We start from the raw sequence: 17,498 nt of genomic DNA on the forward strand, positions 1-17,498 counted from the left end.
CATTGAGAACTACGATGTACCGATCTTTGTACTCGGTGTCAGTATCTCCTCGTGCGAATAACGGAGCTGTAAACTCCTCGTTCTTCTGAGCAGGTTGGGGTGCGAGGGCGTCGTCGGTGCAGCCCGCAAGTGCCAATGCCGCGATTGCCCAAAGGGAATGGATTGCGGGACGATGCATGGGTGGACTCGATTCTGAAAGGGGCGGAGCGGTTCGTGCCATGCAGGATGCTAGGTGCTCATTCTAGGTCAAAGCTGCATGCTTCTTGCTGACTTTCAAGTGCAAGGAACGGCAATTCCTTGCCTATGGTCGCTAGGGTAGGGTCAGCGCCAGCTGCGTCAAGCTATGATCGTCGGATTTGTCGCTCGTGGCGTCCACAATGGTTCTTCCCCGTCACAGGCGGCAAGCCCACGCATCAACGGACGTTCCCAGAAATGCTGCTAGTACAACAAAGCGAATGCAACGTCCTCGGATACCCGGCATGGTAATCCTTGCCTTTCGATGGATGCTGCCGTCTGGAATCTAATGGCGTCCTCGGGTGGTGGTTGCAAGGGCATCGGCAAATTCCCGCATCGAGGGGAAGCGAGCGGCCGGGTCGTGTTCCATGGCTTTCCCGATGACCTGCTCGAGCTGCTCGGAAGCGCCCGGGTAAACGCTGCGGAGCCGCCTTGGCTTACCGGTCAGGTGGTTGAGCATGGTTTCCTGCGCGTTGGTCCCATCGAACGGCAACTCGCCGGTCAGCAGCTCAAAGGCCAGCACTGCGAGCGCAAAGATATCGCTTCGGTGGTCGATCGTTTTTCCGCGGATCTGCTCGGGGCTCATGAACTCCGGGGTGCCGAGCACGATGCCGGTGGCCGTGAGCTTGGAGATCTCGCCACCCGCGATTCGTTCTTTGGCCAGTCCGAAGTCCATGACGACGGCGCGTTCCCGGCTGGCTTCCGGCACCAGCATCACGTTCTCGGGTTTGAGGTCGCGATGCAGGATGCCTTGGTCGTGGGCGTGCTGGAGTCCGTGGGCAAGTTGTACCAGGATCGGTACCGCCTGCGCAGCTGGCATCGGTCCGGTCCGATTCTCTCGGGCCGCCAGGGTTTCGCCCTCCAGGAAGGGCATCACGAGGTAGGGCAGCGTGTTCGCTTCTCCGTAGGCCAGCAGGCCGCAGACGTTCGGGTGGTTGAGCTTGAGGGCCAGCTGGGCTTCCCGCTTGAGGCGGGCCACCGACTCCGGGTCATTGGCCAGGCGCGACATCAGCACCTTGACCGCGACGGCCTGATTCGTCTCACGGTCGACGGCCCGATAGACGTACGCCATCCCGCCCTCGCCCACCCGCCGTTCGATGGCATAGCGACCGTCGATGATGCGGCCCTGCAGCGCCGAGGCCGGCTCGCTTGCGGTGGGGCGCTCGAGCCTGAGGTTGCTGGCCCGTCGACTGGGTGACGGACGGACCACGCTTTCGCCGCCATCGGCGATGAGTGGAAACCCGTCCTTCATGCAGAAGCGAGCCGGCGCATCGTAGCCGGTGCCGCAACGGGGGCAGCGCAGGCTGCTCATGGTTCAATCCCGGTACCGATTCCGCCCGTCTGCTTTGGCTCGCAGCAGATTGGCATCGGCCAGGCGAAGCAGCGAGTCCGAGTCGGTGACGCGCTCGTCCGGCACGGTGGCGATCCCGATACTGACGGTGATCTGGACGGGATACTCGGGCGTACCGAGCGTGGCCGCGTTGACCTTGCGAAGAATGCGTTCGGCGTAGATCCGCGCACCGCGAATGCCGGTCTCGGGCAACAGCACGATGAACTCTTCACCGCCGAGGCGTGCCAGGACGTCCATGGCGCGCTGCTCCCGACGCAACAGATCGGACAGCTGAATCAGCACCCGATCGCCGAGCTCGTGACCAAAGGTGTCGTTGAGCCGCTTGAAGTGGTCGATGTCGAGCATCAGGCACGAGAGGACCGTGTTCTGACGCTGAGTCCGTGCCAGCTCGCGATCGAGCCGTTCCCGGAGGGCCCGCCGGTTGTAGAGCGAGGTGAGCGGATCGGTTTCCGCCAGCTGCTTCATCTCGTCCTGGCGTCGCAGCGCCTCTTCGAAATCGTAGGCCCGGAAGATGAGCGGAGTCGCGGCTTCCATGACTCGGGCGGCAAAGCGGAGGTCGGCGTCACCAAGCCGTGCGTCGGTGCCGGTCGTGCGCAGGAAGAAGGCTGCCGGTCGGTTGCGGACCTGGAAGGGCACCACGGCCACCGAGGTCGTCGGCACGGTGCGGCCTTCCACGCGCCAGAGCTCACGCACCGATGCGAAGAGCGGGTCGTTGCGCACGTCGCCGCAGAGGAGCGGGGCACCGCTTGAGATAGCCGTTTCGAGCTCCGGGTAGCGCCGCAGGTCGATGGTCAGGTGCCGGAGGTTGGGTGTTTCTGATGACGCGACGACGGTGGCCGTTTCGCCATTCTCGTCATCGAGCACGATCGAGCAGCGCGAGATCGACAGGCCGGTCGCAATGCGTCGCACCAGGATGGTAAAGATCTCAGCGGGAGTGGCCGCTGCGGACACCTCAGTGATCAGGCTGATCAACTCGGTGTCACTGCGGGCCTGGTTCCGGGCCTCGGTCAGCGCCTGGCTGGCGCGCAGATGAGCGCGGATGCGGGCCAGGAAGTCGTCCAGTCGGAAAGGCTTGGTCACGAAGTCGGCGGCGCCCAGGCCTAACGCTTCGACCGAGGCCTCGCCGGGGGGCGACCCCGACAGCACCAGGATAGGCAGGTCGCGATGCTGTTCGTGACGCTTGATGGTGTCGAGCGCGGACAGGCCGTCGACGCCAGGCAGGCCGATATCGAGGATGATGAGGTCGACCGGATTGCGGTCGAGGTAGTCGATCAGTCCCGCCGCAGAGTACCGGCTGGAGATCCGGTACCCCTCAGCGCCGAGAATGGAGGAGAGCGACCGATTGAGAGGCTGGTCGTCGTCAACGATCAGAACGTGCGACGCCGGCGTGGACATCGCGGCTCAGCCAACCAGCCGCGCAAACACGGCGGGGTCGACATTCCCTCCGGTCAGAATGCAGGCGGTAGGTCCGGTCGGTTTGATCTTGCCGGCCAGGATGGCCGCAACCGAGGTTGCTCCCGAGGGCTCCACCTTGAGACCCATCGAGCGGAAAAGAAAGCGGACCCCGGCGCCGATCTCCCCTTCGGACAGCGCAATCGCGTCTTTGACGACCGGCTTGATGTACTCGAGCGTAATGCTGCCGAGAGCCGGCGGAACCAGACCATCGGCCAGCGTCTCGACCGGCTCGAAGGGCACCGGATGCCCGGCATCGAGGGCGGCGCGGAGCTTGGGCGAGCTGGCCGGCTCGACGCCGTAAACCGCAGCCGAGGGCTTGATCGCGGCGACCGCAGCGCAGGTGCCCGCGATCATCCCGCCGCCACCGACCGGCGAGATCAGGAGCGTCGTTTCCGGCTGGTCCTCGAAGATCTCATAGGCGCAGGTGCCCTGTCCCATGATGACATCGACGTTGTCGTATGGTGCGACGAACACATAGCCGTGCTGGTCGATCAGGTCCTTGGCCCGCTGCTCACGCTCCTTCTTGGTCGTGAAGACGATTTCGGCGCCGTGACGCCGGATCCCTTCCACCTTGACGGCCGGCGCCGTCTCGGGCATCACGATGACTGCTTTGACGCCGTAGTGCTTGGCAACATAGGCAACCGCCTGGCCATGGTTGCCGCTCGAGTGGGTGATGATGCCCCGGGCTCGCTGCTCCTCCGGCAACCGCGAGATGGCCGTGTAGGCTCCTCGGATCTTGAAAGCACCGATCGGCTGATGGTGTTCGCACTTGACGCGCACCGGAACGCCGAACTGTCGCGACAGCGCGGCAGATTCGACGAGCGGAGTCCGCACTGCGATCGAGCTCAGCGCGGCTTGCGTCCGGGCAAGATCCTCGCGCGAGATGGTCGGTAAGGCTGTCGTGGGCATGGAGCTCCGTTGATTATTCCGGCGCCTGGGCCGGTTCGTTCGCTTCGGTCTCGGACTCGTCTTCCTTCACGACGCGTGCCACCCCCACGATCGTGTCACCAGCGTCCAGGTTCATGACGCGGACGCCCTGGGTATTGCGGCCGATGACACGGATGCCGTCGACCGGGAGGCGGATGATCACACCGACGCGGGTAATCATCATCAGCTCGTCGTCCGGCTGCACCTCTTTGAGCGCGACACAGTCACCGGTCTTGTCGGTGTTGTGGAAGGTGATGATGCCCTTGCCGCCGCGCTTCTGGACCCGGTACTCCGTCAATTCAGAACGCTTGCCGAAGCCCTTCTCACTGACCACGAGCAGGGTGGCATCGCGGCGGATCACCACCATGCCGATGACTCGATCGTCCTTGCCGAGTTCGATGCCTTTCACGCCGGCCGTGGCCCGCCCCATCTGGCGAACATCGCTCTCATGGAAGCGGATGCTCATGCCATCCTTGGTTGCCAGCACGATGTCGTTGTTGCCGTCAGTCAGCTGGACGTCGATCAGTTCATCGCCCTCTTCGATATTGATGGCGATGATGCCGTTTGCGCGCGGATTGCCGTAGTCGGACAGGACCGACTTCTTCACCGTGCCCTGACGGGTGGCAAAGATCAGCCAGCGGTTGTCGCTGAACTCGCGTACCGGTACCAGAGCGGTGATCTGCTCGTCCGGACGAATCGCAATGCACTGGATGATCGGCTTGCCCCGGGTGGCGCGCCCACCCTGCGGAATCTCGTGGACCTTGAGCCAGTAGACCTGGCCCTGGTTCGAGAAGAACATCACGTAGTCGTGCGTGCTCGCGATGAAGAGGTGCTCGATCCAGTCATCTTCCTTGGTCGTGGCACCGGTCAGGCCCTTGCCGCCCCGCCGCTGCCGCCGATAGGTCGACACCGGGGTCCGCTTGATGTATCCGGTGTGCGAGATGGTGATGACCATGTCCTCTTCGACGATCAGATCCTCGATCGAGAAGTCGCTCTGATCGGGAATGATCTCGGTGCGGCGGTCGTCTCCGAAGGTCTCGGCGACTTCCGCCATCTCGTCTTTGAGGATCTGCATCCGCTTCTCGACGGACGCCAGGATCGACTCCAACTCCGCGATGATCGCCCGCACTTCGGCAAGCTCGGCTTCGAGCTTCTCGATCTCGAGGCCGGTCAGCTTGGCGAGCCGCATGTTGAGGATCGCTTCGCTCTGCTTCTCGGAAAGCTTGAAGCGCTTGCGCAGCCGGTCGTCGGCGTCGTCGACGTCCTTCGAGCTCCTGATGATGCTCACGACCTCGTCGATGTTGTCGACGGCGATCTTGAGACCTTCCAGGATGTGTTCCCGCGCCTTGGCCTGATCGAGGTCGAACTGGGTCCGCCGAACGATGATCTCGTGGCGATGGCTGATGTAATGCTGCAGCATTTCCTTCAGGTTCATCACCCGCGGCTGGCCGCCGACCAGCGCGAGATTGATGACCCCGAAGGTCGACTGCATCGAGGTGTGCTTGTAAAGCTGGTTCAGCACCACATGGGCCATCGCATCGCGCTTGAGTTCGATGACCAGGCGCATGCCGTCGCGGTCGGACTCGTCGCGCACCGCCGAGATGCCTTCGATCTTCTTGTCAACCGCCAGCTGGGCAATGTCCTTGGCCAGGGTGGCTTTGTTGACCTGATAGGGTAGCTCGGTCACCACGATCGCGGTTCGGCCCGAGGACTCCTTCTCCTCGATCTGCGCCCGCGCCCGCATCACGACCTTGCCGCGGCCGGTTTCGTAGGCCTCGCGAATGCCCTGTACGCCGTAGATGTATCCGCCCGTCGGGAAGTCCGGGCCCGTGATGTGCCTGGTGAGATCCTGGATCGTCGCCTCAGGATTGTCGACCAGCACCTCGATGGCTTTGCAGACTTCGCGCAGATTGTGCGGCGGGATGTTGGTCGCCATGCCGACCGCGATACCGCTCGAACCGTTGACCAGGAGGTTCGGAATCTTCGACGGCAGCACGGTCGGTTCCTGCAGCCGATCGTCGAAGTTCGGCTGAAACGCGACCGTGTTCTTGTCGATGTCCTCGAGCAGCGTCACCGCAATTCTGGTCAGCTTCGCTTCGGTGTACCGATAGGCTGCGGCAGGATCGCCGTCGACGGAACCGAAGTTGCCCTGCCCATCAACCAGGGGGTAGCGCAGCGAAAAGTCCTGGACCATGCGGACCAAGGCATCGTACACCGGGGAGTCGCCGTGCGGGTGATACTTACCCAGCACTTCGCCGACGACGGTTGCCGATTTCTTGTAAGGACGGCCGGGCACCAGGCCCAGCTCGTTCATCGCATTCAGGATCCGGCGGTGTACCGGCTTCAAACCGTCGCGCACGTCCGGCAGGGCGCGCGAGACGATCACGCTCATCGAATAGTTGATGAAGCTCTGCCTCATCTCCTCTTCGATCGTGCGCGGAAGAATCCGCTCGCGCGAATGAGGTGCGGTCATGAGACTCGGGTGTTCGGGAAGAGATTTGAGGCCGCCCGGACCTGGGCTGCCAAAGCGGAGAAATATAGTCGCCATCGGGGCCCGGTAGCAACCATGGCTCTGCGGCGTAAGTTATTTTTTCATAAGGGTTTGAAAGGCGTCTCCCCGGTGGTCTGGGTGGGGTTCGATCCGGGCGGCAACCCCGCCGCGGACCGGCCCCGTCCAATCAGACGGCTGGCTCCCGTTGCGGACCCTTGATTCAGGCGATAGGTTCTGTCGTGAGCCGAACAAATACCGAACGACCCTTCTCGAAGGGCACCCTTGGTATCGAACCGCACCCCCATCACCTCAGGCGACTGAGGCGGACGCCAGACTCGGCTCGGCAGGTTCAGCACATCCACACATCTCGAGGGTCGTCGTTAGATGCTCAGTGATATTCGGTACGCCGTCAGGTCCCTCCTGCGATCCCCCGGTTTTTCTCTGGCCGTGATCCTGACTCTGGGGCTCGGCATCGGTGCCAACACCGCGATCTTCTCGGTCGTCCGGGCCGTGCTGCTCAAGCCGCTGCCCCATCAGGACGGCGACCGGCTGGTGTATCTGCGCCAATCGGCTGACGGGCTGGGTGCCGAGAATATCGCGTTCTCGGTGCCTGAGATTCTCGATTTCCGGGACGGCGCCAAGAGCTTCGAGGGCATCGCCGAGTATTCGGGCATGACCTATACGCTGCAGGGCACTGACGACGCGGTCAGGATCAATGTCGGCCTGGTCACCGGGAACTATTTCAGTGTCATGGGTCTCAAGCCGGTGCTCGGTCGGCTGACGACGCCCGAGGACGACGGCACCGGCGTGCCGCCCGTGATGGTGCTCACCCACGAGTACTGGCTCAATCGCTTTCGGGGCGACAGCAGCATCGTCGGCAAGACGGTGCTGGTCGACAACCGGGCGGTCACCGTGATCGGGGTGGTCCAATCGGCGCCGAACTTTCCGAATCGGATGGATGTGCTGATGAACATGGTCATCAGCGAGCACCATACCAGCGCCACCATGGTGCATGGCCGGACCCACCGGATGACCGAGATGGTTGCCCGGCTGGCGCCCGGCGCCACGCTGGCGCAGGCACGAGGCGAGGTGGCCGACATCCGCAAGCGGGTCCAGATCGATCACCCCGATGCTTACGACGCGGCGTCGAACTACACCGTCACGGTCACGCCGCTCAAGGAGGTGCTTGGTGAGCGGGCCCGGCTGACACTCTGGCTGCTGATGGGCGCCGCGGCATTCGTGCTGATCATTGCCTGCGCCAACGTGGCGAATCTGACCCTGATGCGCGGAGTGCGGCGCGAGCACGAGCTGGTGGTGCATACGGCGCTGGGTGCCGGAACGGCCAAGCTGCGTCAGTTGCTGCTGGTGGAGAATGGCCTCCTGGTGCTGGCCGGCAGCCTGGTTGGTCTGCTGGTGGCGTTTGGCGGTGTGGGCATGCTGGCATCACTGGTGGCGCGCTCCTCGCCGCGCGCGGGTGAGATCCGGGTCGACCTCGCAGTCCTGGGTTTTACGCTGGCGCTGGCCGTCGTGGTGGCGCTGCTGCTCTCGTACGCGCCGGGGCTGGTCAAGGAGCGAGTCCTGGCTGCCACCCTGGCCGGGGCCGGAAAATCGTCGGCCGGGCGCGGGCGTCAGCGGTTGCAGCGAGCGCTCGTTGTTGCGCAGGTAGCAGTCTCGGTCATCCTGCTGACCGGCGCCGGCCTGCTGACACGGTCGATGCTGCGCCTCGCAGAGGTCGATACCGGGTTCGATGCGGGTAACGAAGTGCTCACCATGCAGGTGGCGGTCGACGAGGCGGGCCGAAGTCCGGCCGATCAGGTCGCACTCTATCAGCGGATGCAGGCCGAGTTGTCGGGCATTCCGGGTGTGATGGAGGTCGGGGTGGGGTCGACCATGCCGCTGGCCAACAGCTTCCAGCTCGAGGTCAAAGCGGAGGGTCGCGAAATCGCACCCGACGAGCCGATGCCGCGCGCCGACTATCGGACCGCCAGCCCGGAGTTCTTCCGGGCCGCCGGCGTGCCAATCATTGCCGGACGTGCGTTCGATGCAACCGACGGGCAGGGCACCGCGATGGTGGTGATCATCAACAAGACGCTGGCCGATCGGCTCTTTCCCGGGCTCGATCCGATCGGTCGCCGGGTGGCGTGGACCGGCGATGTGCTGCGGTTCATTCCGGTGAGCGGCGACTGGCGCACCGTGGTCGGTGTGGTGGCCGACACCAAGGACGACGGGCTCGACGGCGGTTCGCGGCCGGTGCTCTTCCAGCCGCTGGCGCAGGGGATCTTCGGCGGCGGGCTCGTGATTCGCGCCCGCGGCGACGCGGCCACCATGGCGCCAGCCGCAACCCAGTTGGTGCGCAAGATCGCGCCGCGGGCCCCGATCGAGAATGTTCGGACCGTGGCAGAGCTCAAGGGAGAACGCGTGGCTCCTCGGCGGCTCAATGCGACGCTCGTGGCCGCCTTCGGTGCGCTCGCGGTGCTGATTGCTGCAGTCGGTATTGCGGGTGTGCTGGCCTTTTCCGTCAGTGCCCGCACCCGGGAAATCGGGATTCGCATGAGCCTCGGCGCCGACAGCGGTCGGGTCCAGCGGATGATCATCTCGGAGGGTGGCATTCTCCTCGGGTTGGGTCTGGCGCTCGGCCTGATCGGATCGCTGCTGGCGACCCGCCTGATCCAGGGGCTGCTCTACGGCGTGGCGCCTCACGATCCCTCGACCTTGCTTGGCGTCGCGCTCCTGATGGCGGTGATCGGACTGATCGCCTGCTGGATTCCGGCGTTGCGTGCCGCGCGGATCGATCCTGGCGTGGTGATTCGCGCTCAATAGAGGACGTTTGGCGGACCGGCGACCCTCCGGGTCGTAGCAATGAGGCGGACGTCGTGATATTCTCTCCGGCGTCCGCTTCGTCGTTCTTGGAACGCGTTCCCACCCGGAGTTGCCACTATGGTCAATCGCCGTTCGTTTCTGTGGTCATCGTCCGCCGCTGCCTTGGGTGTCCTGCCGGCTTCGCGGGCCATTGCCGGGCTGTATCCAGGACAGGCTGATGCCCTCGCCCTGCAGTCATCCGATCCGCTCGCCCGGATGATAGTCGTCAACGCACTGGGCGGTCTGAATGACGGATACGGCTCTCCTCCGCCGGTGCCGCCAACCCTCGGGACAGCGGAAGCTCGGGCGGCAGCCAAGGCGTCCGGCATGACGGCGCTCAACATGACGGTCGCCTCCGGTCCCGACTTCGAAGCAACCGTCGCGGCCATTGGCCGGTACAACGCATTTGTACGAGAGCATTCGAACGATTTCCTGACGGTGCTGACGACCGAGGACATCCGACGAGCCAAAGCCGAGAAGAAGGTTGGGATCATCTACGGTTTCCAGAACGCCGCAATGCTGGGCGACAAGGTCGATCGGGTCGACATCTTTGCCAATCTGGGCGTTCGGAGCATTCAGCTGACCTACAACTCGCTCAACCAGCTCGGCGGCGGTTCGATGGCTCCGGGCGATCCTGGCCTCACTCCATTCGGGCGAGAGGCGGTTGCCCGTCTCAATGAGTGCCGCGTGATGGTCGACCTGTCACACAGCGGGCGGCAGATCTGCCTCGACGCCGCCCGAGCGTCGAAGGCGCCGATTGCTATCAGTCACACCGGCTGCAAGGCGCTGGTCGACTATCCCCGCAACAAGACCGACGAAGAACTCAAGCTGGTGGCCGATCGCGGTGGCTTCATCGGAATCTATTTCGTGATGTTCGTAGCCATGGGGCGAGAGGCTACGACGGACGATGTCGTTGCGCACATCCGGCATGCCGTCAAAGTCTGTGGCATCGATCATGTCGGAATCGGCAGCGACTACGGCATTGTCGAAACCAAGGATCAGGCGGCTGCGCGCGCTTACTGGGGGAACTTCGTGCGCCGCCGGGTTGCCGCCGGCAGCGCGGCGATTGGCGAGGACCCCGAGGTACTGCCGTATGCGCGCGGGCTGACCGGTCCGGAACAGTTCCGGAATCTTCACCGCGCTCTCGAGAAGGCCGGCTTCAACTCCGCAGCAATCGAGAAGATTCTCGGCCAGAACTACCTTCGGTACGCGAAGGAGATCTGGGGCGCCTGAGCTGTTGCCTCGAAGCACGAGCGCCCGGACGCATCCTCGCGTCCGGGCGCTCTGTCTTGGGGTAGCTGCGTCAGCTCAACGGGGTCGATCCCAGGTGTCGACCGGTTTGGTGTCCTGTCGATACATCTCGGGCACCACCCAGTAGCTGTCGCCATAGCGGCGCTGGGTCGGCCAGACTTCGTCGAGCGACATCGCGTCGTAGAGCGTGCCGGCCTTCATGACGTAACGGATGCCGGCAGTATTGCGGATGTCGTCGAGCGGGTTGCCATCCAGCACCATCAGGTCGCCCAGCTTGCCGACCGAGATCGAGCCCAGGTCATCCTCCATGCCGAGGAAAATGGCGCCGTGAAGACTGGCGACCTCGAGTGCGGTCATGGCGCCGGCCGCCTTGGCCAGCATCCAGACATCCCAGTGCGAACCGAGCCCGGGCTGCTGGCCGTGCGAACCGACCGACGAGTAGCCGCCGGCGGCGACGATGTCGGCAATCTGCTGCGCCATGATGTCCTTCGAGTAATCGGTCACCGGCCGGGTGATGAACCGCCGAGTGTGGGGAATCAGCTGGCGCCAGGGAATCCAGTGCTGCTGTTTCGCGTCGAGCCAGATCGGGCTCTCCTGCCAGAAGTACTCCTCGTTCCAGGCGCCATAGCCGCTGACCAGCGGCGTGTGGGCGTAGACATAGCGTGACTTGCCGAAGAACGTCGTCAGGTCGGCATAGAGGGGCGCGTGGACCGTGACGTGCTCACCGCCGGTGTGCCCGTCCATCACCATCCCGATCTTGTGCGTCACGTCCGCGCTGCCCTCCGCCGTGGCGCGCATGCCCAGCTGCCGCGCAGCCTCGACCGACCACTGCCGCTGTCGTCGGGTCGGCTGGAGGTACTGCTTCAGCATCACCGCGCCCCATGACTGCCGTCGCCTGATCTCGTTGAGCGCCACCTGCAAGCTCGTCACGTCGTTGGTGCCGGGGGAGTCGCCGTTGGTCAGCGCTTCCGAGACACTGAAGACGCGCGGGCCGATCATCACGCCCGCTTCGATCATCTCGGCGGTCGGAAACGCGGCGGTGGATGAGGTCGAAGGGTCGCTCGTCGTCGTGACGCCGTACGCCAGGTAGATCGCGCTCTCGAAGTTCTGGCGCGGCATCATGCCCAGGTGCTCACGATGATGATGAGCGTGGGTATCGATCCAGCCCGGGATGATCGTTTTGCCGGCCACGTCGACCACCCGATCGGCGCCGGCCGTCGAGCATTCGCCGATGCAGCTGATCCGCCCGTTGCGCACGACCACGGTGCCGCGGTCGATCACGCGGCTCTTGTCGAGCGTGACGATGCGGGCGCCCGTCAACGCGACCGTCCCGCTTGCGATGGCGCGGTTGGCGGTGAGCTTGACGGTCACCGTGTCGGTGCGTCCAGAGCCTGTGTTGTGTGCGAAGAATCGGTCGGCGCTGGCATAGTCGAGCGTCGTGGCGTTCCGCCACCTGGGGAAGAGCCCGCCGGTGGTCGTGAGCGGCTTGGAAGTGAAGGTGCCGCCGGCCTTGGCGATCAACGGAGTCTGGTGGCCCGAGCCGCCGGGAGGAATCGGCGCGAGATAGACGTTGCTGCCCTGCTTGAAGGCAATCCACTGGCCGTCGGGAGACACCGCGGCGTCATCGGCATGGCGCACGTTGGCCACGACGCGCCGGTCGGTGCCGTCGAGCCGGATCGAGGCAACCTCGACGCCAGAACCGTCGGCGCCGAACCCCTTGGAGACCGCGTAGTAGACCCGGCCGTCGTTGCCCATCGTTGGCCGCAGCTGCGCACCCGATCCGGCAACCTGGACGATGCTGGTCTCGGCCCCGCCGTGCGCCGGGATCCGGATCAGGTCGAAGTACGGGTTGCGTCCCAGGGTCGAGGCGCGTGCCGTGGCGCCCGAGCCGCGCGCAACGATGATCTCGCGCCCGTCGAGGGTCCAGGCTGGATTGAGGTACTCGCCGGGCTCGGGTGTGAGGCGCTCGGGAGCGCCACCGCTTGCTGCGATACGCCAGAGACCGCCGCGATTGGTGTCATCCACCGTCGTGAAGGCAATCGACTGCCCGTCGGGAGACCAGGCGGGCTGGAACTCGAGCGGCTGGAAGTCGCTCGGCGTGAGCCGACGGGGCGTGCCGCCTGGCAGGTCCATCAGGTAGATCCGACCCAGCGCCTGGAAGGCGAGACGCTTGCCGTCGGGTGACGCGCTGGCCCAGCGAATGAACCGAACGTCGAAGGCGCCGTCCGACAGCTTGTTCTTGACCCAGATCTGCTCCGACATGGTTCGCTGGACCCGGGCGGTGAACGGAATCGTGCTGACTCCGCCCGTCGCGACGTCGAGTTGTCGAATCTTGCCGCCCTGGTGAATCACAATGCGGTTGTCGGCGGTCCAGCGGTATCCGGGATAGGTGCCGTTGACGGGAATGCTCTCCTCGGCGAGGTCCATCTCGACCGGATCCATGGCGAGGCGTTCGCCGCCCGATTGGAGGTCGCGAATCCAGAGCGCCGAGCGTGGGCCGAAGCGCTGACCTTTATACTCGAGCGTGCCGCCTGGCACTCGACGAATGAACGCGAGGTAGCGGCCGTCCGGGCTGGGCTCGGCGGCATAGGCGCCGCCGCTGGTGCCGCGGTCCTGCTGACCCGCCTCGCCGGCGGTGATCGGGCGCACCTCGCCGGTTCGCAGGTCATACCGGTGGATCTGCACGGCGCCCTTCAGCACATCGTCCTGACCCCAGACCCCGGTTGGGCGCGCGGTATAGACGTCATAGTAGAGGTAGCGTCCGTCGGCCGAGATCACGGGGCGGGACGGCATTCGTCCGGGGTCGCCCTTGACCAGCTCGATGCCGCGGCCCCCGTTGCGGTGGTACATCATGAGGGAGCGGCCGAAGAGGTTCGGTGAGCTCACCACGATCAGGTACTGACCATCGGCGGTCCAGACCGGCGACCGCATCACCGCGCTCGGGTCGGTGACTACGGCCCGCGGGTTCTGTCCGTCCGCGTCCATGATCCAGAGATTGGCCTGTCCGCCGCGATCGGAAATGAACGCGATCTGCTTCCCGTCCGGCGAGATGCGCGGATGCGAATTGACCGCGATGCCGCTCGCGGCTGTCAGGTTCTCCGCATTGCCGCCGGCGATCGGGAGCTTGTAGATGCTGCCGACGAGGTCGAAGACGAGCCATTGCCGGTCGGGGGCGACGTCGATCGACGTCCAGGTGCCCTCGGAAACGGTGAAATCGACTGTCCTCGTCTGACCTCGTGGCTTGGTGACGTCCCACCCGGTATCGGCGGGTGCTTGGGCCTGGGCCCGGGCCTGTGCCTGGGTTGCGGAGGCCGCCACGAGGGCGAGCGCGATCGTGGCGATCGTCTGTCTGGTCGTCGTCATATGGTGTTTGGTCCGAGGTATGATCGGTCAGGCGCGAGCGGGAACCGCCATCAATCAACATACATGCAGTCGTGGCAGACCAGAAACGCCGTTGGTTGCTTGAGTTTCGCCGCGTGGCAGCCGATAACGGTAATAATCGGTCAACCGGGGTCGGAGGCTATGCTTCGCGACGATGCAGCGCCGCCTTCGGAGGAAGCGGGTGTCGAGCTTCTTCCCGTCAGAATGTTGAATGAGTTTGCCTACTGCCCTCGCCTGTTCTATCTGATGCACGTGGAGGGTCGGTGGGAAGACAACGAGTTTACCCTCGAGGGGCGTGAAGCCCATCGAAGGGTCGACCGCACTGACCAGCTCCTTCCCGATCCAGACCATACCGAAGGAGCATCTGACGACGGGGACGACGAGCCTGTCGTTGTTCGGTCCGTCAGCCTGGGCAGTCTTGGGTTGGGCCTCACCGCCAAACTCGACTTGGTCGAGGCGGCCGGAGATGCTGCTGTTCCCGTCGATACGAAACGGGGACGGGTGCCTCAGAACCCGGACAGGAGCTGGGAGCCGGAGCGAGTCCAGCTCATGGCGCAGGGCTTGTTGCTTCGTGAGCACGGTTACCGCTGCGATACGGGTATTCTGTACTTCGCCGGCTCCCGGAGCCGCGTCACGATCCCGCTCACAGCGTCGCTCGAGCAGCGGACACACGAACTCATCCAGCAAGCACGAGAGGTGGCTCGGACCAGGGCTATTCCGCCACCCCTGGACGATAGCCCGAAGTGCAACGGCTGCTCGCTTGCGGGGATCTGCCTTCCTGATGAGACCCTTGCGCTGAAGCGCCCCGATGCGTCGTCGGCCCGGTCGGGTGGGTCTGATGAGAGCAGCGAGGCCGAAGGTGTCGCGGTTCGTCGGTTCTTCCCGCCCCGCGTCCATGCCATGCCCCTGTACATCCAGGAACAGGGGGCTCGGGTGGGTAAGCGCGGCGAGCGGCTGATCATTTCCAAAGAGAACGTGGTCCTCAGCGAGGCTCGCCTGAAGGACATCTCGCAGGTCGTGCTCATGGGCAACGTGTCGGTGACGGCGCAGTGCCTTCACCTGCTGTGCGAGTCGGGCATCCCGGTGGTACATCTGTCAACCGGGCATTGGTTCTACGGCACCACCACTGGCATAACGCTTCGGAACGCCTACGATCGCGCTGCGCAGTACGCCGCGGCGGGAGATCCTGTCCGTGCACTGACGTTGGCAAAGGCCATCGTGCTGGGAAAGGGCCTGAATCAGCGAACCCTCCTCGGGCGCAACGTTCGCCCGCGCCCGGTGCTGACGCTCAAGGAGATGTCCATGTATCTCAGCCGGGTTCCCTCGGCTGCGACGCGGGACGAGCTGCTTGGGCTCGAGGGCGCGACGGCGGCAAAGTACTTCAGTCGGTTTGCGGAGCTGTTGCGACCGCGTGACTTCGAGGCGGAGCTCGATTTCGAGGGGCGGAACCGTCGGCCTCCGACCGACCCAGTCAACGCCCTTCTGTCGTTCGGATACGCGGTTCTCGTCAAAGAATGTACGGTTGCACTCTTGGCTGAGGGTCTCGACCCATGGTGGGGGATCTACCATCAGCCTCGACATGGACGTCCTGCGCTGGCGCTCGACCTGATGGAGGAGTTCAGACCGCTGATCGTCGACAGCTCGGTGATTAGCGCCATCAACACGGGCATGGTGACGGGGAAGTCCTTCCAGCGGACTGCAGCGGCGTGTGCTCTGACGCCTCAGGGTCGAAAGAACTACTTGCGCGCCTATGAGGGTCGGATGGACGAGCTGGTGACGCACCCGGTCTTCGAGTATCGGTGTTCGTGGCGGACGGTGGTTCGGCTGCAGGCGCGCCTCCTCGCTCGGTGGTTGCGCGGGGATATTCCTGACTACGTACCAATCCGGACGAGGTAGCGTGCGGCGTCGATACGTGATCAGTTACGACGTGTCGGACGACAAGCGCCGTGCTCGGCTCTACCAGCTCTTGCTTGGATACGGGAATCACGTACAGTTCAGTGTGTTCTTTGCGGACCTGACATCGCAGGAGCTGATCGTTCTTCGGGGTAGGATTCGCAACGTCGTGAACGAAGTCGAGGATCAGTGCCTGCTCGTGGACTTAGGCCGCGAGTCCAGGCCGTTGGAAAACACCCTGGAGGTTGTCGGTCGCCCGTATCAACCTCCGGCGCGGTCCACCATTGTTTGACGGGGCGAGCAGCGGCGTGGTGGCGAAGTGGGCGAGGGTATGCGAACTCCTTTCGGGACTTGTACTTGCATCGTTAGTTCCTGGCTCGGTGCTCGGGGTCTGCGCCGTGATTTAGGGCGCCCCGCGCGCGCCGCTTGCTATCTTGGCTTGTCACTTAGGGTTAGGCTAAGGGCGCCTTCCGCATCTACTTGGATGCGGCTCCATTGAAGCGCGAACGACGCCTGCTGGTCCCGATGCGCGGCGGCCAGCCTTCCGCATCTACTTGGATGCGGCTCCATTGAAGCTGGTACCGCTCGCGGACCTGCTGCACGTCCGACTCGACCTTCCGCATCTACTTGGATGCGGCTCCATTGAAGCACGCCCCGCTCCAGCATCGGCGCGGTGAACCAGACCGCCTTCCGCATCTACTTGGATGCGGCTCCATTGAAGCTCGCGGTCGCGGGGGGTCATAGACCCCGCCGATCGAACCTTCCGCATCTACTTGGATGCGGCTCCATTGAAGCGGCTCCGCCTGCTGATGCTTGAGCGCCTGCCACTCGCCTTCCGCATCTACTTGGATGCGGCTCCATTGAAGCGCGGTATCGAGCACGGCATCCCCAACATCTTTCAGGATCCTTCCGCATCTACTTGGATGCGGCTCCATTGAAGCCCGTTGACGTCGCCGACGACCCCGAGGTAGTGGCCGTCCTTCCGCATCTACTTGGATGCGGCTCCATTGAAGCACGATGAGCACGCGCTGACGCGCCTCCTCGCGACGCCCCCTTCCGCATCTACTTGGATGCGGCTCCATTGAAGCGAGGTCCTCCGCAGCGGGTTGCCGGTTACCTACCCGGTACCTTCCGCATCTACTTGGATGCGGCTCCATTGAAGCGAGCCAGAACGTATTTCGGAAGTGATGAACTACTAACCACCTTCCGCATCTACTTGGATGCGGCTCCATTGAAGCAGGAAGAAGGCGGCCGTGACCGATCCCGCCGCAGGACCTTCCGCATCTACTTGGATGCGGCTCCATTGAAGCCCCGAAGTAGGCGGCTCCGTAGAACCGCCCTCCAAAGCCTTCCGCATCTACTTGGATGCGGCTCCATTGAAGCCTTGACGCCACCGGTCTGTCGGGGCGTTTCAACGACAGGGGCCTTCCGCATCTACTTGGATGCGGCTCCATTGAAGCTCGGCCAGCTGCGCCTCGCACAGATCGCGAGCATTGCGCCCTTCCGCATCTACTTGGATGCGGCTCCATTGAAGCCCGTGAACCAACCCCTTCCATTTACCCCGCCCGTGGCCGCCTTCCGCATCTACTTGGATGCGGCTCCATTGAAGCGGCGACAGCGGTCGGCGTGGACGGATCAGCCCCCGGATCCTTCCGC

9 protein-coding genes and 1 CRISPR repeat array are annotated in these 17,498 nt (G+C 64.2%); of the genes, 4 read left to right on the plus strand and 5 right to left on the minus strand.

What is annotated here, in order from left to right; genetic code table 11:
* Positions 1-520: 520 nt before the first annotated feature.
* The 4 genes from KF785_16920 to gyrA are packed head-to-tail and all read right to left on the minus strand — an operon-like array spanning position 521 to position 6,440.
* Positions 521-1,546 (minus strand): serine/threonine protein kinase, encoded by a 1,026-nt coding sequence (locus KF785_16920; GenBank protein MBX3148450.1) that lies wholly within the window; start codon positions 1,544-1,546, stop codon positions 521-523.
* A 3-nt stretch (positions 1,547-1,549) separates the two neighbouring features.
* On the minus strand, positions 1,550-2,980 hold the full coding sequence (locus KF785_16925; GenBank protein ID MBX3148451.1) for a diguanylate cyclase: 1,431 nt from the start codon (positions 2,978-2,980) through the stop codon (positions 1,550-1,552).
* A 6-nt stretch (positions 2,981-2,986) separates the two neighbouring features.
* Entirely contained in the window at positions 2,987-3,949 is a 963-nt protein-coding gene (locus KF785_16930; GenBank protein MBX3148452.1) for a threonine/serine dehydratase, read from the minus strand.
* 13 nt (positions 3,950-3,962) lie between these two features.
* Entirely contained in the window at positions 3,963-6,440 is a 2,478-nt protein-coding gene (gene gyrA / locus KF785_16935; GenBank protein ID MBX3148453.1) for a DNA gyrase subunit A, read from the minus strand.
* 402 nt (positions 6,441-6,842) lie between these two features.
* On the opposite strand from gyrA, the gene KF785_16940 reads away from it, so the two are divergent.
* Together KF785_16940 and KF785_16945 are read left to right on the plus strand one after the other, a co-directional pair.
* Complete coding sequence (locus tag KF785_16940; GenBank protein MBX3148454.1) at positions 6,843-9,278, plus strand: ABC transporter permease; 2,436 nt, start codon at positions 6,843-6,845, stop codon at positions 9,276-9,278.
* Between the two features lie 117 nt (positions 9,279-9,395).
* Positions 9,396-10,550, plus strand: coding sequence for a membrane dipeptidase (locus tag KF785_16945; protein MBX3148455.1), 1,155 nt, complete (start codon positions 9,396-9,398; stop codon positions 10,548-10,550).
* Between the two features lie 75 nt (positions 10,551-10,625).
* On the opposite strand, the gene KF785_16950 is transcribed toward KF785_16945, so the two are convergent.
* The gene (locus KF785_16950) at positions 10,626-13,931 is read right to left on the minus strand and encodes a PD40 domain-containing protein (protein MBX3148456.1); all 3,306 of its coding nucleotides are present in this window, start codon (positions 13,929-13,931) and stop codon (positions 10,626-10,628) included.
* A gap of 159 nt (positions 13,932-14,090) precedes the next feature.
* On the opposite strand from KF785_16950, the gene cas1 reads away from it, so the two are divergent.
* Complete coding sequence (gene cas1, locus KF785_16955) at positions 14,091-15,845, plus strand: CRISPR-associated endonuclease Cas1 (protein ID MBX3148457.1); 1,755 nt, start codon at positions 14,091-14,093, stop codon at positions 15,843-15,845.
* Position 15,846: 1 nt separating this feature from the next.
* Positions 15,847-16,134 carry a CRISPR-associated endonuclease Cas2 gene (gene cas2, locus KF785_16960; GenBank protein ID MBX3148458.1) on the plus strand — a complete coding sequence of 96 codons (288 nt, stop codon included), beginning with the start codon at positions 15,847-15,849 and terminating at the stop codon, positions 16,132-16,134.
* 174 nt (positions 16,135-16,308) lie between these two features.
* Positions 16,309-17,452: a CRISPR direct-repeat array (repeat unit 36 nt; unit sequence CCTTCCGCATCTACTTGGATGCGGCTCCATTGAAGC).
* Positions 17,453-17,498: the final 46 nt, after the last annotated feature.

The sequence above is a fragment of the Gemmatimonadales bacterium genome, assembly GCA_019637315.1.
GTDB lineage: Bacteria > Gemmatimonadota > Gemmatimonadetes > Gemmatimonadales > GWC2-71-9 > SHZU01.